General features: G+C 62.8%; 19 protein-coding genes and 6 tRNA genes. 11 read left to right on the top strand and 14 right to left on the bottom strand.

Going from position 1 to position 19,235, the window contains the following annotated elements:
* Window positions 1-86: 86 nt before the first annotated feature.
* The 8 genes from H7C86_RS17310 to H7C86_RS17275 all read right to left on the bottom strand — a co-directional run bounded on the left by H7C86_RS17310 (window position 87) and on the right by H7C86_RS17275 (window position 7,359).
* On the bottom strand, window positions 87-1,109 hold the full coding sequence (locus H7C86_RS17310) for an NUDIX domain-containing protein (protein WP_042951805.1): 1,023 nt from the start codon (window positions 1,107-1,109) through the stop codon (window positions 87-89).
* Window positions 1,106-2,233: a glycosyltransferase family 4 protein gene (locus tag H7C86_RS17305; RefSeq protein ID WP_003943332.1), complete on the bottom strand. Its 1,128-nt coding sequence runs from the start codon at window positions 2,231-2,233 to the stop codon at window positions 1,106-1,108. Before H7C86_RS17305 ends, H7C86_RS17310 begins: the two co-directional genes overlap by 4 nt.
* Window positions 2,230-3,132 (bottom strand): phosphatidylinositol mannoside acyltransferase, encoded by a 903-nt coding sequence (locus tag H7C86_RS17300; protein WP_007732919.1) that lies wholly within the window; start codon window positions 3,130-3,132, stop codon window positions 2,230-2,232. The genes H7C86_RS17305 and H7C86_RS17300 overlap by 4 nt, the downstream gene beginning before the upstream one ends.
* Window positions 3,129-3,824 (bottom strand): phosphatidylinositol phosphate synthase, encoded by a 696-nt coding sequence (pgsA, locus tag H7C86_RS17295; protein WP_042951804.1) that lies wholly within the window; start codon window positions 3,822-3,824, stop codon window positions 3,129-3,131. The genes H7C86_RS17300 and pgsA overlap by 4 nt, the downstream gene beginning before the upstream one ends.
* A gap of 81 nt (window positions 3,825-3,905) precedes the next feature.
* The gene (locus H7C86_RS17290; RefSeq protein WP_019748284.1) at window positions 3,906-4,460 is read right to left on the bottom strand and encodes an HIT domain-containing protein; all 555 of its coding nucleotides are present in this window, start codon (window positions 4,458-4,460) and stop codon (window positions 3,906-3,908) included.
* On the bottom strand, window positions 4,457-6,514 hold the full coding sequence (thrS, locus tag H7C86_RS17285) for a threonine--tRNA ligase (RefSeq protein WP_007732914.1): 2,058 nt from the start codon (window positions 6,512-6,514) through the stop codon (window positions 4,457-4,459). Before thrS ends, H7C86_RS17290 begins: the two co-directional genes overlap by 4 nt.
* Before the next feature lie 133 nt (window positions 6,515-6,647).
* Window positions 6,648-7,100: a TIGR02611 family protein gene (locus tag H7C86_RS17280; RefSeq protein WP_029255280.1), complete on the bottom strand. Its 453-nt coding sequence runs from the start codon at window positions 7,098-7,100 to the stop codon at window positions 6,648-6,650.
* A 187-nt stretch (window positions 7,101-7,287) separates the two neighbouring features.
* Window positions 7,288-7,359: transfer RNA gene (locus H7C86_RS17275), tRNA-Val, on the bottom strand.
* Between the two features lie 293 nt (window positions 7,360-7,652).
* Here H7C86_RS17275 and H7C86_RS17270 point away from each other — a divergent pair.
* The 5 genes from H7C86_RS17270 to H7C86_RS17250 all read left to right on the top strand — a co-directional run bounded on the left by H7C86_RS17270 (window position 7,653) and on the right by H7C86_RS17250 (window position 8,156).
* Window positions 7,653-7,725, top strand: a tRNA-Gly gene (locus H7C86_RS17270).
* A gap of 25 nt (window positions 7,726-7,750) precedes the next feature.
* Window positions 7,751-7,821, top strand: a tRNA-Cys gene (locus H7C86_RS17265).
* A 1-nt stretch (window position 7,822) separates the two neighbouring features.
* Window positions 7,823-7,897: transfer RNA gene (locus H7C86_RS17260), tRNA-Val, on the top strand.
* A 92-nt stretch (window positions 7,898-7,989) separates the two neighbouring features.
* Window positions 7,990-8,065 (top strand) — tRNA-Gly (locus tag H7C86_RS17255).
* Window positions 8,066-8,081: 16 nt separating this feature from the next.
* Window positions 8,082-8,156, top strand: a tRNA-Val gene (locus tag H7C86_RS17250).
* A gap of 146 nt (window positions 8,157-8,302) precedes the next feature.
* On the opposite strand, the gene H7C86_RS17245 is transcribed toward H7C86_RS17250, so the two are convergent.
* Window positions 8,303-8,782 carry an alpha-isopropylmalate synthase regulatory domain-containing protein gene (locus tag H7C86_RS17245; protein ID WP_182261910.1) on the bottom strand — a complete coding sequence of 160 codons (480 nt, stop codon included), beginning with the start codon at window positions 8,780-8,782 and terminating at the stop codon, window positions 8,303-8,305.
* 174 nt (window positions 8,783-8,956) lie between these two features.
* Window positions 8,957-10,342, bottom strand: coding sequence for a GH1 family beta-glucosidase (locus tag H7C86_RS17240; RefSeq protein WP_060938508.1), 1,386 nt, complete (start codon window positions 10,340-10,342; stop codon window positions 8,957-8,959).
* Between the two features lie 116 nt (window positions 10,343-10,458).
* On the opposite strand from H7C86_RS17240, the gene H7C86_RS17235 reads away from it, so the two are divergent.
* Window positions 10,459-11,655: an MFS transporter gene (locus H7C86_RS17235; RefSeq protein ID WP_182261909.1), complete on the top strand. Its 1,197-nt coding sequence runs from the start codon at window positions 10,459-10,461 to the stop codon at window positions 11,653-11,655.
* A gap of 67 nt (window positions 11,656-11,722) precedes the next feature.
* Window positions 11,723-12,256, top strand: coding sequence for an N-acetyltransferase (locus H7C86_RS17230; protein WP_003942603.1), 534 nt, complete (start codon window positions 11,723-11,725; stop codon window positions 12,254-12,256).
* A gap of 12 nt (window positions 12,257-12,268) precedes the next feature.
* Here H7C86_RS17230 and zapE read toward each other — a convergent pair whose 3' ends face one another.
* Window positions 12,269-13,285 (bottom strand): cell division protein ZapE, encoded by a 1,017-nt coding sequence (gene zapE / locus H7C86_RS17225; protein ID WP_019748277.1) that lies wholly within the window; start codon window positions 13,283-13,285, stop codon window positions 12,269-12,271.
* 43 nt (window positions 13,286-13,328) lie between these two features.
* Between zapE and H7C86_RS17220 the strand changes: the two genes are divergently transcribed.
* From H7C86_RS17220 to msrB, 4 genes are read left to right on the top strand one after another with little or no spacing between them, the layout of a single operon-like run.
* Complete coding sequence (locus H7C86_RS17220; protein WP_182261908.1) at window positions 13,329-14,078, top strand: pyrimidine reductase family protein; 750 nt, start codon at window positions 13,329-13,331, stop codon at window positions 14,076-14,078.
* Window positions 14,079-14,097: 19 nt separating this feature from the next.
* A complete protein-coding gene (locus tag H7C86_RS17215) occupies window positions 14,098-15,651 on the top strand; it encodes an alpha/beta hydrolase (protein WP_019748275.1) in 1,554 nt (517 codons plus the stop codon).
* 60 nt (window positions 15,652-15,711) lie between these two features.
* Window positions 15,712-16,995, top strand: coding sequence for a glycosyltransferase family 87 protein (locus H7C86_RS17210; RefSeq protein WP_182261907.1), 1,284 nt, complete (start codon window positions 15,712-15,714; stop codon window positions 16,993-16,995).
* 9 nt (window positions 16,996-17,004) lie between these two features.
* On the top strand, window positions 17,005-17,436 hold the full coding sequence (gene msrB / locus H7C86_RS17205) for a peptide-methionine (R)-S-oxide reductase MsrB (protein WP_003942631.1): 432 nt from the start codon (window positions 17,005-17,007) through the stop codon (window positions 17,434-17,436).
* Between the two features lie 53 nt (window positions 17,437-17,489).
* On the opposite strand, the gene H7C86_RS17200 is transcribed toward msrB, so the two are convergent.
* The 3 genes from H7C86_RS17200 to H7C86_RS17190 are packed head-to-tail and all read right to left on the bottom strand — an operon-like array spanning window position 17,490 to window position 19,187.
* Entirely contained in the window at window positions 17,490-18,410 is a 921-nt protein-coding gene (locus H7C86_RS17200; protein WP_019748273.1) for a hypothetical protein, read from the bottom strand.
* The gene (locus H7C86_RS17195) at window positions 18,410-18,721 is read right to left on the bottom strand and encodes a hypothetical protein (RefSeq protein WP_029255275.1); all 312 of its coding nucleotides are present in this window, start codon (window positions 18,719-18,721) and stop codon (window positions 18,410-18,412) included. Before H7C86_RS17195 ends, H7C86_RS17200 begins: the two co-directional genes overlap by 1 nt.
* Window positions 18,714-19,187, bottom strand: a complete 474-nt coding sequence (locus H7C86_RS17190) for a YbaB/EbfC family nucleoid-associated protein (protein ID WP_223257840.1) — start codon at window positions 19,185-19,187, stop codon at window positions 18,714-18,716. Before H7C86_RS17190 ends, H7C86_RS17195 begins: the two co-directional genes overlap by 8 nt.
* Window positions 19,188-19,235: the final 48 nt, after the last annotated feature.

The raw sequence follows: 19,235 nt of genomic DNA, 5'->3' as shown, positions 1-19,235 counted from the left end.
ACTCTAGGACTAACCGGCCTTCGATTCCGTATCCAATTTGCCATTGCTGGCCTTAAACTGCCCGCGAGCACTGAACGACCGAACGATCAGCGGATGGAACGCACTTCCGGATCCTCGGAGCCGTCCGCAATCGTCGCGGCCTCGACCAGGAGGTTTGCCAGATCCAACGGGTAGACGGGCTCACCGGACTTGGCCAGTCGGCGGATCTCGTCGGCGCTGCACCAGCGATGGCCGGTGATGGCACGCTGTTCCAATTCCGTGTGGCCTTGGAAGACCGGCTCGAAGCCGTGAGTGCGCGTAGCGAAGAACAGCTCTTCCGAACGGATCAGCTCACCGTCGAACGGGAAGATCGCCACCCGACGCCAAAGCGGACCTCGCAGATTCTCCGGCGCTACCTTGAACCCCGTTTCCTCCTCGATCTCACGAACCGCGGCCGCTCGCAGATGTTCGCCGCGTTCGAGCCCGCCGCCGACGGTGAACCAGAAGTAAGTGTTCGGGATCTTGGGATCGTGCCCGCGCAACAGCAGCACCCGATCTTCCTCGTCCAGCATCACCACGCGGGCAGAGGTCCGTGACGTATCCACGGTGATTCCCTCGGGCACCGCCGCCGCGGTCGTGCGCTCAGAGATCTCGAAGTATTGAGGCAGTGGCGCCGTTCCGCCGAGATGTAGCCATCGAACAAGTCGTCGGGTACGCAACGCGAGAGTGTCTCGCACCGCGTCGTTGTGGAACCGCCGGGCGATCAGCACGCGCGCCTCGGCATCGGCCAACTCGGCCACCAGTTGAGGTCGCAGCGACGTCGTGCCGTAGGCAGCGAGAGCATTGGACAGCCGGTTCTCGGCAAGCTCGCGATCCTGACGATCCGCCCGTTCGGCGGCGTCCGCCAAGGTGACGAATCTGCGGGCGTCGTCGGCGCTCATGTCCACAGCCGCCGCGCGGACAACCGCGGCACGACGGGACAGAGCCGCATCGAGCGCCAACCACGACTGATCCGAACGCACATGCAGTCGATCGAGTCGGTTCGCCGTCCCGTACGCCCACAGTCCGACGACCAGGACGACGGCAGCGACGAGCCCGAGAATGAAGATCGTCAGAGCGGAGAAGGTCATGACCCCACCACGCGTACGCCGGTGCCGCCAACCGTGACGGTCTCGTAGACACGCAGGATCTGTTCGGCCACCACCGGCCAGTCGTATTCGGCAACAACACTTGTCGCGGTGTTGACCAGCGCGCGTCGTCGATCCGGGTCACCGAGAACGGAATCGATTGCCTCGGCCAAGGCATCGGAGTTCCCGATGGGGACCAGCAAGCCGGCCTGACCGTCGCGAAGAACACGGCGGAAAGCGTCCAACTCACTGGCCACGACGGCAGTGCCAGCCGCCATGGCCTCGACCAGCACGATCCCGAAGCTCTCACCGCCGAGATTGGGCGCACAGTAGACGTCCGCACTGCGAAGCGCCGACGCTTTCTCCTCATCGCTGACCTGCCCGAGCAGGCGGAGATGCTTGAAGTACTTGCCCGCCTCTTTGCGGAGTTTCTCCTCGTCGCCGCGTCCGACCACGATCACTTCGAGATCCGGGTGACGCTCGACCAACTCCGGCAGTGCGCCGAGGAGGACGGCCATCCCCTTGCGCGGTTCGTCGTAGCGACCGAGGAACAGAATGGTTCCACCTTCGCGCGGGTAGCCGGGCAACAGATCGGCCTCGGCAAACGCTGCGACATCGACGCCGTTGGGAATTTCGACCGCGTCGGATCCGAGGGACTCGACCTGCCACCGACGCGCCAACTCCGAGACTGCGATCCGGCCACTGATCTTCTCGAGATACGGAGCCAAGACACCCTGAAAAGTGCTCAGCACCAACGACTTCGTAGTCGACGTGTGGAAGGTGGCGACGATCGGGCCTTCCGCGATACGCAACGCGAGCATGGACAGACTCGGCGCATTGGGTTCGTGGATATGTAGAACGTCGAAGTCACCTTCCGCGATGAACTTGCGGAGGCGGTTGTTCGCCGTCGGGCCGAAAGACAACCGCGCAACAGAACCGTTGTAGGGAATCGCGACGGCTTTACCTGCGGAAACCACAAAATCCGGCAACTCGTCGTCATCGGACGACGGCGCAAGCACACTCACTTTGTGACCACGTTCGATCAGCACCTCGGCCAGATCCACCACGTGCGCCTGCACGCCACCGGGGACGTCGAAGGAGTACGGGCAGATCATGCCGATCTTCATTCACCCTCCATGCGGGCGAGCCGCGATTCGGAGAGGTCGGAGCGCCACAGCGGCTGAAGCATGTGCCAGTCAGCGGGGTGCGCTGCGATGTTGACCGCGAAACGGTCGGCAAGTGCCTGCGTGGCCGGGCCGACTCCGCCGGATACGTCGATCGGCGGGTCGATCTTGAAACCCCAACCGTCGGGAGTGAACCAGCAGTGGACCGGAAGTAGCGGCGCGCCGGTATCGATCGCGAGCTTCGCCGGGCCGGCGGGCATGCGAGTGGGTTCTCCGAAGAAGGTGACGGGCACACCCTTCTTCGCCAGATCGCGCTCCCCCAACAGGCACACGATCTTGTTCTCACGCAGATGCTTGGACAGTTCGACGAACGGTGGATGCTCCCCGCCGCTGAGCGGGAAGATCTCGAAGCCGAGACTCTCGCGATAGTCGACGAACCGTTCGTACAGGGATTCGGGCTTGAGCCGCTCGGCAACGGAGGTCAACCCACCCCATTGCTGAACACACCACACGCCGGCCATGTCCCAGTTGCCACTGTGCGGCAGCGCCAATACCGCGCCATGACCTGCTGCCATTGCTTTTTCCAGATGTTCCTGGCCCTCGACCAGCGCATGCAACGCCTTACCTGTCGCAACCAGGTCCATCGACGGTAGACGGAACGCCTCACGCCAGTACCGGGCGTACGAGCGCATCGAATCCTTGATCAACTGATCCGGAACTTCCTCCGGCGTCGTGCCCAGAACTCTCGCGAGGTTCTTCCTGAGTTGTTCGGGTCCGCCCTTGCGTACCGCGAAATCCGCTCCGGCGTCGAACAGCTTGACCGCCACCGATTCCGGCAGGCTTCGTACCAGACGCCAACCCGCGGCGTATCCCAGATCGGTTGCACGCTCGGCAAAGCTCATTTCTCTGCCTCGCCGTCCGTTTTAGGCTCGCCGTCGGTGTTCGGCGCGCCTTCGACCGTCGATGCCGCCGGGGCGATCGGCAGAAGTTCCCGGGCGCCAGGCGAATTGCGCACCGCGAGCACTCGTTGGAAGACCGTCACGATACTTCCGGCGGCAAGTACCCACATCGCGATGTGAATCGCCCACGGTAGACCCATACCTGTCAGGCCAGATCCGACCAACACGATGATCAGTCGGTCCGGGCGCTCGATCCACCCGCCGTCCGCAGTCAGCCCGCTCGCCTCTGCGCGCGCCTTCGCGTACGAGATGACCTGCGAGGTGACGAGGCAGATGAGCGTCGCGACGAGCAGCCACTTGCTGTTCTCGTGGTAGACCGCCCACCAGGCCAGGCCGGCAAAAATCGCGCCGTCGGCCACGCGGTCGCAGGTCGCGTCCAGTACCGCCCCGTACCGCGTTCCGCCGCCGCGAGCACGAGCCATTGCGCCGTCGAGCATGTCGAACATGACGAAGAACCAGATGAACAAGGTTCCCCAGAACAGATGTCCGGACGGAAACAGCGTCACCGCACCGGCGACGCTTGCCACCGTGCCGATCACCGTCACCGAGTCCGGCGTCAGACCGGTCTTGACCAGCGCCTTCCCCATAGGTGCCGTCACCTTGGACACCGATGCGCGCCCGAAGAAGCTCAACACCGCAGGAACCCTCCCCGTCGTGAGTTCCGGTTCGGAACTCGTTGCAGCAATGCATCCTGCCATGAAGCCGGATGCATCAACCTATTGTTGCCAGGCACCGGCGAGTAGTCCCCTGGTCTCCCGCAGCAATTGCGGCATCACCTTGACCCCACCGAGCACGGTGATGAAGTTGGCGTCGCCGCCCCAACGTGGCACTACGTGTTGGTGAAGGTGCTCGGACAGCGAACCGCCCGCGGCAGCACCGAGATTCAGACCGACGTTGAATCCGTGCGGATTCGACACGCTCTTGATCACCCGCAACGCACGCTGGGTGAACGCCATCAACTCGGCGCTCTCCTCCGGCGTGAGGTCTTCGAGGGCCGCGACCTTGCGGTACGGCACCACCATCAGGTGACCCGGGTTGTACGGGTACAGGTTCAAGACCGCGTAGACGTGTTCACCGCGGGCGACGATCAACCCTTCCTCGTCCGACATTTTCGGAATGTCGATGAACGGTTCACCCGTCGTACCCGGGGTGTTGGGCGCCTCGGTGATGTACGACATCCGATGTGGCGACCAAATACGCTGCAAATGATCAGGATCGCCGACGCCGTGGTCGATCAGCGAACCCGGACCATCGTCGCCGGGGGCGCTCACTGCGCCACGCTTGGCTGCACCAGTTCGGCTGTCGGCGAGGCATTCTCGCGGCGGCCGATCCACTCGGTGATGATCCGGACGGCGTCGTCGACGGGAATTCCGTTGATCTGGGTGCCGTCACGGAAACGGAAGCTGACCGCGCCGGCTTCCACGTCACGCTCGCCCGCGAGGAGCATGAACGGGACCTTTTGCGTGGTGTGGTTACGGATCTTCTTCTGCATCCGGTCATCACTGAAATCGACCTCGGCGCGAACACCGGCTGCCTTGAGCTTCTTCGTGACGTCGAACAGATGATCGGCGAAGGCCTCGGCCACCGGGATTCCGACGACCTGCACCGGCGCCAGCCACGCCGGGAACGCGCCCGCGTAGTGCTCGGTCAGGACACCGAAGAACCGCTCGATCGAGCCGAACAGCGCGCGGTGGATCATGACCGGACGAGTCTTGACGCCGTCGTTGCCGGTGTATTCGAGCTCGAACCGCTCGGGCAGGTTGAAGTCGAGCTGGATGGTCGACATCTGCCAGGTGCGGCCGAGGGCGTCCTTGACCTGAACGGAAATCTTGGGACCGTAGAAGGCGGCTCCGCCCGGATCCGGCACTAGCGTCAGGCCGGAAGCTTCACCGACCTCGGCGAGGGTTGCAGTTGCCTCTTCCCAGACGTCGTCGCTACCGACGAATTTGTCCGGGTTCTTGGTGGACAGCTCGAGGTAGAAGTCGTCGAGGCCGTAGTCCTTGAGCAGGTTCAGCACGAACTGCAGCGTGGTGGTCAGCTCGTCGCGCATCTGCTCACGGGTGCAGTAGATGTGAGCGTCGTCCTGGGTCATGCCGCGCACGCGGGTCAGGCCGTGGATGACGCCGGACTTCTCGTAGCGGTAGACCGAGCCGAATTCGAAGAGCCGCAACGGCAATTCACGGTAGGAGCGTCCGCGAGCACGGAAGATCAGGTTGTGCATCGGGCAGTTCATCGGCTTGAGGTAGTAGTCCTGGCCCGGCTTGCGCACGGTGCCGTCCTCGTTCAGTTCCTCGTCGACGTGCATCGCCGGGAACATTCCGTCGCGGTACCAGTCGAGGTGACCGGAAACCTCGTACAGATGTCCCTTGGTGATGTGCGGAGTGTTGACGAACTCGTAGCCCGCCTCGATGTGGCGGCTGCGCGAGTAGTTCTCCATCTCGGTGCGGATGATGCCGCCCTTGGGGTGGAACACCGGCAGACCCGAACCGAGCTCGTCGGGGAAGCTGAAGAGGTCCAGTTCGGTACCGAGCTTGCGGTGATCACGACGCTCGGCCTCGGCGAGCAGTTCGAGGTACTCGTCCTGAGCCTCGGTGGACTCCCACGCGGTGCCGTAGACACGCTGAAGATCGGCGTTGTCCTGGTTGCCACGCCAGTAGGCGGCGGAGCTTCGGGTCAACTTGAAGGCCGGAATGTGCTTGGTGGTCGGAATATGCGGGCCGCGGCACAGATCGGACCAGATCTTGTCGCCAGTGCGCGGATCGAGATTGTCGTAGATGGTCAGCTCGTTGCCGCCCACCTCCATGATCTCGGGATCGTCGATACCGGACTTGTCGTCGATCAGTTCGAGCTTGAAGGGCTCGTCGGCCAACTCGACCCGAGCGTCCTCGATCGAATCGACCACTCGACGCGAGAAACGCTGCGATCCCTTGATGATCTGCTTCATACGCTTTTCGAGCTTGGCCAGATCCTCCGGAGTGAACGGACGATCCACTGCGAAGTCGTAGTAGAAGCCGTCCTTGATCGGCGGACCGATGCCGAGCTTCGCGTCGGGGAATTCCTTCTGGACCGCCTGCGCGAGGACGTGGGCCGCGGAGTGCCGGATGACGCTGCGGCCGTCCTCGGTGGATGCTGCCACCGGCTCGACGTCGACATCGACCTCAGGTGTCCACGACAGATCCTTGAGCGTTCCCTCGCCATCGCGGACAACGACGATCACGTCGGGCCCCTTCGTGGGGTATCCGGCTTCGCGCACTGCAGTCCCGGCGGTCGTCCCCGCGGGCACCCGAAGTGGGGCGGCTGAGTGCTCTGGCGCGGGACTGGTCACGGCGATGTGCTCCTAAAGGTATTGCGACAAGTTAGACAGGCGTCGTACCCACTGCGAGCACGCGCACGATCATGTTATCGGCCCTACCGACATGGTGAGACAACCGAGTGAAGGAAACCGGGCCGCGTTCAGCTCACAGTGGCGACTCGAGCCACGAGTAGTCCAGGCCCACCCATGTCCCGATCAGGCCGAAGGTGCCGAGCACCCACAAAGTCGCCAGGACGATCACTGTGGTGAACAGAACGCCCAACCCCTTGACGAACAGCGACTGCTTGCCGAACCATTCCATGAACCTGTCGTATCGAGCCTTCGCGAAATGAAGGAGTCGATGTGCCCACGCGAACTCCGACGCCAGTATGCCGAGGCCGGCGAAGACGATGAGCCAACCGGGCCCGGGGTACGGAATAGCCACGATGCCTGCTGCGAACACGATCGTGCCCACGACTCCCACACCGATGCGGTACGCAAGATTGAGGGTGGGCCGCGCGGCGATTCCAGCGCGCCACCGCTCCCAGCGGGACTCTGCGTCTTGGAAGACGGACAGGTCTGAATCGTCGACGGGAGAATCGACCTTTTCGGTACTCAAGTCGGTCACCTTTTCGGTCGCGAAATGTCTCTTCGACCAGGCTACCGAAATCGTCGGCCGGCGACCTGCGACGACGGTCTGCATGCCGAAACAACCGTGCCCTCGAACAGCTGTGCTCTCAAACGACTGTGCTCTCAAACGACTGAAGGCGTCCCCGATGATCGGGAACGCCTTCAGTGCTTTTCTGTGGTCCCGGCTGGGATCGAACCAGCGACCTTCCGCGTGTGAAGCGGACGCTCTCCCACTGAGCCACGGGACCGTAAGTCATTCGAACGCATGCGCTCGAACGAGTTGGAACATTAACACGGCTGCGCGATGAATACGAATCACCAGGTTGGCATTCGTTTTGCTCCAGGCGACCCCGAAATCTACGAATTCGAGCTGATTTCAGACCGTATTCATCGCCAAGACGGACAGTTGCAACGCGCGCGACGGGCCAATTCGACTCCGAACACGCCACTGAGCTGGTGATTTGTGTGTATCCGACACGGTCGGCTAATGTTTCCAACGCACCGAGGAGAGCGAGCAGCTCCCCAAGCAACACGGTGCGATGCGGACGTGGCGCAGCTGGTAGCGCACAACCTTGCCAAGGTTGGGGTCGCGGGTTCGAATCCCGTCGTCCGCTCGAGAGGTGTGACTCAACCTTTTACGGTGGAGTGGCCGAGTGGTGAGGCAACGGCCTGCAAAGCCGTGCACACGGGTTCGATTCCCGTCTCCACCTCGCGCGATTAGCTCAGCGGGAGAGCGCTTCCCTGACACGGAAGAGGTCACTGGTTCAATCCCAGTATCGCGCACCACGTCAGGCCCTCGGGCCTGACGGTCAAGACCTGCTTGCAGGTCTGATAAGTTAGAAAAGTACTGAGTTCCGGTAACGGAGTTCATTGCTCATGCGGACGTGGCGCAGCTGGTAGCGCACAACCTTGCCAAGGTTGGGGTCGCGGGTTCGAATCCCGTCGTCCGCTCCATTTTTCTCCAGAACCCGCGCGATTAGCTCAGCGGGAGAGCGCTTCCCTGACACGGAAGAGGTCACTGGTTCAATCCCAGTATCGCGCACCATTTGAAATTGCAAGAAGCCGGAACCTCAGGGTTCCGGCTTTTTGCGTTCGAGCGCCGAACACATCAACCGCAGTACAGACGCAAGCCCTCTCGGGAATCCACGTCAGTACTGCGGTTGATGTAGCGGATCAGATTGTTGTAACTGATCAGTGAGAGAAGCGGTTCGCTGCCGAAGTCATCGCGCGCAGCGAGGACTCAGTCGACGACTCCGCAATCCCCATCGCCCAGCTCCGACGGCCGTCGCACTCGGTAAAGATGAACGTCGCCGTGCGGTGGCCGATCTGGTGCTGATGGAAAGACAGGATCTCGAGCGAGATTCCCGCGTCGTGCAGCATCGACGTCATGGCCGAGATCGCGCCAGTCGAGGTGGCGGAAGCCTTCTGGATGCGCTCCCCCAGACCGAGAGTCGCTTCGAAAGTCCAACGACCCGGCGCAATCTTCTCGGAGGACCACGCGCCCAAACGGATCGGGCCGCTCATAGCCGCATACGTGGACTCGAACTCGGTCCAAGACATCGCTGAGCATTCGGCACGCAGGCCGGCTGGCAGAGATTTTCCGTGACGCGTCGCGAAAGGATCAGCAGCGGTAGAAGAAGAATCAGAAGCGAAGGCGAAGTTGTAAGTCATGATCGTGGTCTTCCTGGAATGAAGTGGAGGACCAACTGGTAGCAAGACGACCCGCAGCGAGGGGTCGGTCCGATTCAGACCCCGCTACGGCGGCTTACTACGAGAATTCGCTTCATGAGAGACGAGGCTAGGCGGCCCGGTTCGAGAATGCAACCCAGACCGCCTCCACACAGGTCAGACCTGAGCCGATTTATGCTCGGCGATCAGGGCGCGATACCACTCGAACGAGGTCTTCGGTGTGCGCTTCTGGGTGTCGAAATCGACGTGTACCAGGCCGAATCGCTCTTTGTATCCCGCAGCCCATTCGAAGTTGTCGAGGAGTGACCACACAAAATAGCCACGGACGTCGACACCGTCGTCCATGGCCGATCGGAGGGCGCGAAGGTGCGCGTCGTGGTAGTCGATTCGTGCTTCGTCCGCGACGACGCCTGCGGCATCCGGAGCGTCGTGGAATGAACATCCGCTTTCCGTGATGTAGATCGGCGGCAGTGCGTCACCGAACCGAGCTCGGAACGTCCGCAGGATCTCACCCAGCCCTTCGGGAACGATCGGCCATCCGAAATCGGTTGTGGGATAACCGGTAATCGCGACAGGCGCAAAGGGCAGGCCCGGCGGTAGGTCGACCTCGAGCACACCTTCGGTCCCCTGGCCTTCCACCGGAGCGGCAATCATCGTCGGCTCGTAGTAGTTGATCCCGTACCAGTCCAGCGGCGCCCCGATGATTTTCAAGTCCTCGTCGACGGGACCGCTGAGCAGCTGAGCGAATTCGTCGGCGGGGTACTTACCGACCAATATCGGGTCGGCGAACATCCAATTGACGACGTGGTCGTAGATGTCGGCAGCCATCACGTCTTCCGGGGAATCCGAGGCGGCACGCACCGGTGCATGGTTCGAGGCGATTCCGATGTTCGTGCATCCGGTTGCCCGAAGCGCTTCGACAGCGAGGCCGTGCCCGAGCAGCTGGTGATGTGCGGCTTGGAAAGCCTCGAACCCCAAGGCCAGGCCGGGGGCATGAACTCCCAGGGCATGACCGTAGAGCGTATGCACTACCGGTTCGTTGAGCGGCATCCACATTCCGACACGATCGGACAACCGTTCGCCGACGACCTGGGCGTACTCCCCCAGCCGGTACGACGTGTCTCGGTTCATCCAGCCGCCCTGCTCTTGCAGTGCGAGGGGCAGATCCCAGTGAAAGAGAGTGACGGCAGGAGTAATTCCCACCGAACACAGTCGATCGATCAGGCGGTCGTAGAAGTCGAGCCCTTTCGCATTCACAGCCCCCGATCCGGTGGGCAGAATTCGCGACCACGACAGGGACAGCCGATAAGCGTCGAGCCCGAGGTCTTTCATCAACTCGATATCCGATTCCCAGCGGTGATAATGATCGGCAGCAACCGCTCCGGTGTCGCCCCCGACGACTACACCGGGGCGGTCACAGAACTCGTCCCAAATCGACGGTCCGCGACCGTCTTCGGCCACAGCTCCTTCGATTTGGTAGGCCGCGGTGGCGGTTCCCCAGACGAAGGAAGACGGAAATTCTGGTGTCGGCTGCCGAGTCATGTCGGTCAGTTAATCAAAGAACCGTGCAAAACACGCAGGTTTGTTGGACACTCGACCAGTATCAAGATCCAGTACCGTTCGGCCTAACCGAACGAACGAGACAAAGGCCCTGCTTGATGACGGATAACACCCGCACCCTGACGAGGGCTCGGATCGCCACTTCGGTGGCCTTCGGACTTCAAGGATTTCTGCTCGCCGCCATTCTGACGCAGCTGCCGCAGTACAAGGAATTGTTCGAGCTGAGCGAGACACTGGTTGTGGTTGCGGTTGTCACCGTGTCCGTCATCGCCGGGCTCGGCAGCGTGCTCGCCGAGATTCTGGCCGTGAGAACGTCGAGCAAGATGACTCTGCGAACCGGACTCGCCCTCATCGCAGTCTTCGGCGGGGCAACCGGAATCGCGCCCAACGCGGCGATGTTCTTCGTCTTCCTGGCGATCTACGGCATCGGACTCGGCATGGTCGACGCCGCCGCCAACATGCAGGCAGTCTCGATCCAACACGCCAAGGGCCGCTTCATCCTCTCCTCGTTCCATGCTTCCTGGAGCGTCGGAGCGATTGTCGGCGCTCTGTTCATCTCTGCTACCGCAAGCCTCGACATCTCGATCCGCATAACGCAGGTGATCGCGGGAGTTGTTGTCGGACTGATGCTTCTGGCCTTCGGCCCGCAACTGCTCGATCGCGCCGAGTCTCCGGTTGCCGATGCAAACATCACGAGCACCGCGAAATTCACCGTACCCACCCGCGCCTTCGTCCTGCTCGGCGTCGCGATGGCATTGTTCTATGCGGTCGACTTCAGCGTCGGAAACTGGTCGACACTGTACGTCAAGGACGAACTGCTCGCCGACGCCGGGACGGCCGCCCTTTCCGTGGCGGCGTACCAAATCGCGGCATTGGTCGCACGACTGACCGGCGACTACTGGGTCGGCAAGTTCGGTGAGACCACCGTCGTGCGGATCGGCTCTCTCATCGGCGTGGTCGGCATGACGATCGTTGTCCTCGCACAATCTCCCGCCGTTGCCATCGCCGGCTTCCTGATCGTCGGCCTCGGCGTACCGGTAATCGCCCCGATTTGCTTCAGCGCCGCCGGACGGATGGCTCCCCCGGATCAGGTCGACGCGGTGATCGCACGCATCAACCTCTTCAACTACGTCGGCACGGTGGTCGGCGGCGGCATCGTCGGCGCGGTCGCTGCCTTCAGTGACCTTCGAATCGGGTTCCTGATTCCGCTGGCGTTCTGCGCGATCTTGATAGTTCTTGCTCCCGCGTTCGCACCGAAACGAGCCACGACGCCGGTCGCCGAGAACGCCGCTTGAGCATCACGCTCGACGAAGGTGGTGTACTTGATCAACCGAATCATGCGCGCGAGAGGTAGAAACTGACGTGACGATCACCGTTGACCGGGCCGGAATCTGGGATTCCGAAGCAATCGCCGACGTGGCAGCGGTGACGTTTCCGCTGGCTTGTCCACCGGACGCATCCGACGACGACATCAGTGCCTTCATCGACAACGTCCTATCCGTCGACAAGTTCTCCGAGTATCTGACGGACCCGACACGAACCGTTCTCAAGGTCATTCGCGACGGCTCGATCGTCGGCTACGCGATGCTCGTCGACGACGAGCCCGCCGACCCGGACGTCAAAGCTGCTGTGACACTTCGCCCGACGACGGAACTGAGCAAGTTGTACGTGCTTCCGGGAAACCACGGAACCGGCGCGGCAGCATCCCTGATGGACGCGGTTGTCGACCATGCACGACGCAGCGGAAGTGCCGGGATCTGGCTGGGTGTCAATCAGGAAAATCTGCGCGCCCAGAAGTTCTACGCCAAACACGGCTTCACCCAGGTCGGCACGAAGACTTTTCTCGTGGGGGCACAACTCCACCACGATTTCGTGATGGAGCGCCCCGTCAGCTGACAGGCCTGCTGATCAGCCGGCCGCGACCTCGAAACGAGAAAGTGCGAGCAGACGCGAGGTCGCGCGCAGGTACTTCTTCTTGTACCCACCGGCAAGCATCTCGGGGGTGAAGATCTCGTCGAGGCGTGCGCCGGAAACGGTGACCGGGATGCTCGCGTCGTACAAGCGGTCGGCGAGAACCACGATGCGCAGTGCAACAGACTGATCCGTGGCCGGGTGAACGCCGTCGATGAAGACCGCCTTCACCCCCTCGACCAACTTGTTGTAGCGCGACGGATGCAGTGTGCTGAGGTGCTTGCACAGCTCGTCGAAGTTGTCGAGCGTGGCGCCGTCGATCGCCTCGGCCCGAGAGACCAATTCCTCCGAGGAGATGGGCTCCGGTGCGGGCGGGAGATCGCGGTGACGGTAGTCGGGGCCGTCGACGCGAATCGTCTCGAAGATCGAGCCGAGCTTCTTGATCTCACGCAGGAAGTCCTGAGCCGCGAAGCGACCCTCACCGAGCTGGCCGGGAAGCGTGTTCGACGTCGCGACGATAGACACGCCGCGCGCGGAAAGCTCCGAAAGGAGGCGAGAGACGAGCATGGTGTCGCCCGGATCGTCGAGCTCGAACTCGTCGATGCAGAGAACGCTGTGGTCGGCGAGCGCTTCGACCGCTTTGTTGAAGCCGAGAGCGCCGACGACGTGTGTCAGCTCGACGAAGGTTCCGAAAGCCTTCGGCGACGGAACGCTGTGGAAGATCGACGCCAGCAAGTGAGTCTTACCGACACCGAACCCGCCGTCGAGGTACAGGCCGGCGCCGGTCGCCTGGGTCTTCTTGCCGAACAGTCCGCGGCGTCCACCACTACGGATCTTGGTTACGCGCTTGGAGAATTCCTCGGCCTTGGCGACAGCAGCTGCCTGGCTCGGTTCCTTCGGATCAGGAATGTAGGAGGCAAAACTCACCTCGTCGAACATTGCGGGAGGCACCATTTGAGCTACCAGTTGATCGGCGGGTACCACCGGGCTGCGATCGACAAGACGTTCATGCATCCGTCAAGGGTATCTACGTGATGTGATCTCTCATGTGCACCGTATGGATATTGCGACCTACTTCACACCAGGCCACGAAGACGAACTCCGCGGCTTGTACGCCTATCCGGAGAACCTCTCCCAACCCTGGATGCGCGTGAACTTCGTTTCCAGCATCGACGGGTGCGTCTCCGTCGACGGAGTGAGCCATGGACTGGGCACACCTGCGGACAAGTCGGTATTCGGGATCTTGCGCGAACTTTGTGACGTCGTCGTGGTCGGCGCAGGCACAGCGCGATCCGAGAACTACGGGGGTGTGCAGATCTCGGACGCAGCCCGGGCGCGACGAAAGGCGGGCGGCCTCGCTCCGGTCCCACAGATCCTCGTCGTCTCGGCGCACGCGTCGATCGACCCTGAAAGCCGGCTCCTGCGAGATACCGAAATTCCGCCGATTCTTGTTGTCGGTAGCGCCGCGGACAGCGCAGCGATTTCAGCGCTGAGGTCGGCCGGAGCGCAGGTGGAGGTGACGGACTCACCGAATGTCAGCAGCGGCGACATCGACAGGGCCTTGTCGGCTCGCAAGCTCCGTCGCGTGCTGTGTGAGGGAGGGCCGTCCCTTTTCGGGCAGTTGATCGAGGACAATGCCGTCGACGAACTCTGCATCACCACTTCACCTCAACTGGTGGGGAGCAAAGTCGGCCGAATCTCGCTCTCCCCCAATGCAATGCCCACGTCGATGCATCCCGCTCACATTCTCGGCGATTCGGACGGCACGATCCTCACTCGATGGGTTCGTCAGCAGCCACGTCGGTGAACCTGGCACTCTGGTCGGCATGCGCAGAGTTGCTTTGATGGCCGTCGTCCTCGCGACGTGTTGTGCGTGCGGCGCCGGGCCGTCGCTTCGGCCCGCCGTCGCGGTCGAAGGCCGCACCGACGGCAGCCCTGCCCAGAGCGAGGGACCGTCACCCGATGCGCCGCCGGTTGACCCCGGCGTCCCGACCGACGACATACCGTGGCGAGACTGCACCGGCACGTCACTCGCCGACCAGGCTCTCGCAGCGTCGAGCGCCGGCGTCATCCTCGAATGCGCGGAATTCAGTGCCCCCATCGACGTGACCGGCGCCATCGACGGCAACTTCACTGCCGGCTTGACCCGCGCTCGGACGTCCTCGACGCCTGCCAACGCGTATCCGATCGTGTTCACATCCGGCACCGACCGTTCGTCGGGAAACTCTCTGGCCATGCTCGCTACGTCCGGCTTGACGACGGTGCTCGCGGACCACCCCGTCGTTGCCCTGGATCGACGCGGAATCGACAGGTCCACCGCAATCGACTGCATGACGCCGGAGATTCGGCGCGGCCTTCACGATCTGGGCCAGTTCGACGCGGACTCCACCGGCGACGCCGCCGACGCGGTCGCCGCTCTCGGTCACGATGCAACCATCGCCTGTACCGACTATCTCGATCCTCAAGAACTGAAGTTCGGCGCGGACTCCGCGGCCGAGGACATCGACGCTCTACGTACGCGGTGGGGCGTCGAGACCATCGCTCTGTGGTCGGCAGGGTCCGGCTCGGACATCGCGCTGAGCTACGCGGCAGCCCACCCCGACAACCTCGCGAGGTTGATCCTCGATTCTCCCGCTCCGGTGGCCACGGACGCTGCCACCGAGGCAGAGAGCCGCGTGCAGGGCGAGGAAGCGGCGTTGACCGCATTCGCTCAGCGATGTGTGGCGCTGGGGTGCTCGCTCGGACCTGATCCGAAGAAAGCGGTCACGGACTTGATGGAGCGCGCTCGGGCCGATGAATTCCAGCCGCTGTCCGCCGCTGCGGTGTCGAACGCGATTTCGGCGAGCCTGTGGACTGCCGGAACCAACCGTGAGCAAGAAACCCGCTCGCTCTCAGACGCTCTGTCCGCGCTCGGTACCGGCAACGCTTCGCCGATTCGAGAGCGCGCCGCCCGGGCAGAGAACGAGGTGGACGGTGACGGCCAGTTCATCGGACGATGCACCGACGGCATGCAGTGGCCGGGGATCGGGCGCGTCCGCGAACTGGCGGACACCTGGGGCACCAACTATCCGGTATTCGGTCGAGAAGCCGCGCTCGGTTTGCTCGCATGCGCCAGCTGGCCGTCGACCGCCAACTCTCCCCTGCCGAATCAGTTGAAGCCCGCCGTCCTCGTGCTGAGCGGTCAGGGCGACCCGGCCGTCGGGAACTCCGGACTCTCGACCGTCACCGGCGTCGTGACCAACGCGGGGTCGCGCTTCGCAACCCTGGACTGGCAGGGTGCGGGTCACCCCGCGGCACAATCCACCTGCGCGCAGCAGGCGATGAGGGCATACCTCACCGATGCCTCCCTGCCCAGCAACGGAAGCGTGTGCCCGGCCTGACTCGGGCGCTTGTCCACCACGACCGAAAAGGGGTGCATCCCCCGATCACACCCTGCTCCGGTGTACCGTGCCGAAGTGTTCCTTCGACAGCTCGAGCCGCGTACCGGGCGGACAACCCAACAAGTCGTCAACTTCGTTTTGTGGCCGATCGCCGTGATGACCGTGCTCAATCGTGTCATCGTCACAGCAGTCAACGGCGCCGTCACCGATGACTTCCGACCGGTCTACAACGCCGCGCTGGCGTTCTGGAACGGGCGCGACGTCTACACCGCAGATTTCAACTCCGTAGACCCCCATTATCTGTACCCACCATCGGGTTCCTTGTTGATGGCACCCCTGGCGATCCTCGATCCCGAGCGCTCGCGGTGGCTGTTCATCGGTGTCAATGCCGTCGCCATTCTCGTGGCTCTCTACCTGCTGTTGCGCTTGTTCGACCTGACGATCAGTTCCATCGCGGCGCCGATTCTGGTGCTCGGCGCTTTCATGTCGGAGACGGTCACCAACACGTTGGTGTTCACCAACATCAACGGCCTCGTACTGCTCGGCGAAGTTGCCTTCCTCCTGCTGCTGATGCGCAAGAAGGATCTGTGGGCCGGCGCCGCGATCGGTCTCACCATCGCAGTGAAACCCACTCTCGCGCCACTGCTCCTGCTGCCGCTCGTTCGCGGTCAGTGGAAGGTGCTCGTCACCGCCCTGGGCATCCCGTTCATTCTCACGGTCGTGGCATGGCCGCTTGCGTCGGATCCGATGGACTTCGTCCGCCGCACCGTGCCGTACCTGCTCGAATCTCGTGACTACTTCAACAGTTCGATTGTCGGAAACGGCGCTTACTTCGGTCTGCCCGAATGGTTGATCCTGCTGTTGCGCGTCGTGTTGGCCGCCATGGTCGTCGTCTCTCTGTGGCTTCTTTACCGCTATTACCGCAACGACGAACTCTTCTTCCTCACCACCGCGACCGGTGTGATCATGACCGCGTCGTTCCTGCTGCCATCGCTCGGCCAGATGTACTACTCGATGATGCTGTTGCCGCTGTTGATGTCCGTGGTGCTCAAGAACTCGGTCATGCGGAACTGGCCGGCGTGGCTCGCCGTCTACGGCTTCATGACGTTCGACAGCTGGTGGTCGAACCGCTGGCCGACCTTCGGCCGGGCAGCCGAATACACCAAGAGCACCCTCGGCTGGAGCCTTCTGCTGATCGTGATCTTCTGTGTCCTCGGATACCGGTATCTGGTCGCGCGTCGCGAGGGCCGCTTGGATCGCGGAATCGATCCCGCCTACCTCCTCGATCCCCCACTCGATACCGTCTCACCTGCCGACGAAGCCGAAACGGCGACAAAGCATTAGCGTGGAGGCATGAGTTCTTCACACGATGGCATCGACAGCACACCTGAGGTCACGTACACCGAGAGCGAGTGGCGCGAAAAGCTGACGCCGGAGGAGTTCGCCGTCCTGCGCCAAGCCGGCACCGAACGCCCCTTCGTCGGCGAGTACACCGACACCACCACGGAAGGCGTTTACTCCTGCCGTGCGTGCGGAGCCGAACTGTTCCGCAGCACCGAGAAGTTCGAATCGCACTGCGGGTGGCCGTCCTTCTTCGATCCGGCGGATTCGGATGCCGTGATCCTGAAGGAAGACAGCTCACTCGGGATGCGCCGTGTCGAGGTCATCTGCAAGAAGTGCCACAGCCACCTCGGTCACGTCTTCGAGGGCGAGGGATACCCGACGCCGACCGATCAGCGGTACTGCATCAACTCGATCTCGCTGGTTCTCAAGCCCGCTCAGTAGCCAGGTCGTGGGCTACCCCGTGTCACTGGTAGCCCACGATTCGAGACTTCAACTCAGAAGTCCCAGTTCAGCGCAGTCGGGCTCAGACCAGCCGCGTTCAGGTCCTCGTTTCGAGCGACAAGACCGTCCTTGACTGACCCGATCCCACCACCGATCGCGCCGGACGTGATGTCCGTCAACGAGGCATCGCCGCCCGTGACTTCCTTCGTCACGATCGCAGCGGACGCTCCCGATACCGCATCGTCGAAAGCCCCCCGCGCGATCTGCTGCAATCTCGAACCGGTCGGGAGCGGGTTCGGGTCGGGGCCGACACGATCCGGCGTCGTCTTCAACCCTCCGTTCGCAAGTCCCTTGATGAAACCGTCGCGCCCCTCGGTCACGACCTTGCCACCGTCGATCGACTGGCGATGATCCATCGTCATCTGCCCGAGTTGAATGGCGAGGCCGGAGAAGACGGCAGCGGCAGCTTCCACTGCTGCAGCCTCGATCACTCGTATCAACAATTGCTGCAACAGCATTCGGACCGTGAGTGTTGTTGCCACCTCCGCCGCCACGATTCCGGCGGTACTCGCACCCAGTGTCGGGACAGCGGCCGCCACCATGGCGGCAATCTCGAGCGCCAGTGCGCCCAGCGCCGCGAGGATCGACAGTTTGGTGTACTCGATGTCCGTGCCGGTATCGGTGCATGACTGACCCAGTTCGGCCGCGGCAGAGGACAACCGCTCGAAGACCTCCGCAACTCCCCCGGCCTCCGACCAATACCGAGACAACGAGTCGCCGGCTCGACCGTCGATCGATGCCAGTACTGTTTGCAATCCGTAACCACCGGCAGCGGCCGAAGCCTCGATCCGATCAGCCGCGCCTGACCAGGCATCACCCAACCTCCACAGTGCCGTTTCGTCTCCTTGCGGCCAGTCACTGCCCACCGCAACCGACGCAACCGCCTGTAACCAGCCTGGAATCTCGAGTCCCATCAGAGCCCACCCGCCATGTCGTCGGCAAGCGAGGTGTCGATCGATTCGAAACGATCGGCGATCTCGATCAGCGTGGCAGTCAATTCGCGGAGCGCGCCCGCGACCAGTGTCATCCCGCCGACTGCTGACTCCGCACCGGGAACATACGCGTCCGAGAATGCGGTTCCGAACTGGTCAGCGCCCCAGCACCCCTCTTCGGCGCCGGCCACTGTTTCCAGAGCACTCCGTGCCTCGTCGAGATCGGCAGCGACCACCTCGAATGCTGGTGCAGCACTTCCCATCGCGGCCACGTCCACGTCCAGTTCAGACATTGCCGGAGCTCCTCAGAACGGTGCGGTCCCAGTGCTCGTCGCCGCCGACCGGCACCGACGCCGGACGAGGCGCGAGAATCTCACGCAATCCGAGCACACCGGGAACGAGGTCGGGCAAATCGATCCTGGCCGCTTCGGTGAACGGCCTCGACATCTCGGCAATCTGTCGGCGCATGTCCTCCGCCGCAGATGTGGCCGTGGCCAGGATCAGATTTCCCAACGCTACCGGCGAATGCTTGCCGTAAGCGCTCCCGGAGAGGGTGACTCCCACGGTCGCCCCCGAAGCGTCTACGACGACTTCCACACTGCCATCACTCGAGCGCGCGCTCGCCGTTGCTCGTGCGATCTTCTCCTGCATATCCGCCAGCGATCGCGTTCGCTCCAACAGATCAACCTGCATCGAATCGATCTGAGCCCGAAGAACTTCGACCTGTCCCCTCATCGAACCAACATCCGCCCCACTCACGATGGCCCCCACCTCCGATAGATCGTGACACCTGATTCAGGCGCTCAC

The sequence above is a fragment of the Rhodococcus sp. UFZ-B548 genome, assembly GCF_903819475.1.
Taxonomy (GTDB): Bacteria; Actinomycetota; Actinomycetes; order Mycobacteriales; family Mycobacteriaceae; genus Rhodococcus_F; species Rhodococcus_F erythropolis.
This window is presented reverse-complemented; position numbering and strand designations above follow the sequence as displayed.

What these genes read in the sequence shown, in the direction of transcription:
- H7C86_RS17305 (WP_003943332.1), bottom strand. Translation starts at nt 2,233, where the DNA reads ATGAAGATCGGCATGATCTGCCCGTACTCCTTCGACGTCCCCGGTGGC.
- H7C86_RS17200 (WP_019748273.1), bottom strand. Translation starts at nt 18,410, where the DNA reads ATGGGACTCGAGATTCCAGGCTGGTTACAGGCGGTTGCGTCGGTTGCG.
- H7C86_RS17220 (WP_182261908.1), top strand. Translation starts at nt 13,329, where the DNA reads ATGGATATTGCGACCTACTTCACACCAGGCCACGAAGACGAACTCCGC.
- H7C86_RS17300 (WP_007732919.1), bottom strand. Translation starts at nt 3,132, where the DNA reads ATGAGCTTTGCCGAGCGTGCAACCGATCTGGGATACGCCGCGGGTTGG.
- H7C86_RS17195 (WP_029255275.1), bottom strand. Translation starts at nt 18,721, where the DNA reads ATGTCTGAACTGGACGTGGACGTGGCCGCGATGGGAAGTGCTGCACCA.
- H7C86_RS17245 (WP_182261910.1), bottom strand. Translation starts at nt 8,782, where the DNA reads ATGACTTACAACTTCGCCTTCGCTTCTGATTCTTCTTCTACCGCTGCT.
- msrB (WP_003942631.1), top strand. Translation starts at nt 17,005, where the DNA reads ATGAGTTCTTCACACGATGGCATCGACAGCACACCTGAGGTCACGTAC.
- H7C86_RS17310 (WP_042951805.1), bottom strand. Translation starts at nt 1,109, where the DNA reads ATGACCTTCTCCGCTCTGACGATCTTCATTCTCGGGCTCGTCGCTGCC.
- zapE (WP_019748277.1), bottom strand. Translation starts at nt 13,285, where the DNA reads ATGCATGAACGTCTTGTCGATCGCAGCCCGGTGGTACCCGCCGATCAA.
- H7C86_RS17215 (WP_019748275.1), top strand. Translation starts at nt 14,098, where the DNA reads ATGCGCAGAGTTGCTTTGATGGCCGTCGTCCTCGCGACGTGTTGTGCG.
- H7C86_RS17235 (WP_182261909.1), top strand. Translation starts at nt 10,459, where the DNA reads ATGACGGATAACACCCGCACCCTGACGAGGGCTCGGATCGCCACTTCG.
- H7C86_RS17240 (WP_060938508.1), bottom strand. Translation starts at nt 10,342, where the DNA reads ATGACTCGGCAGCCGACACCAGAATTTCCGTCTTCCTTCGTCTGGGGA.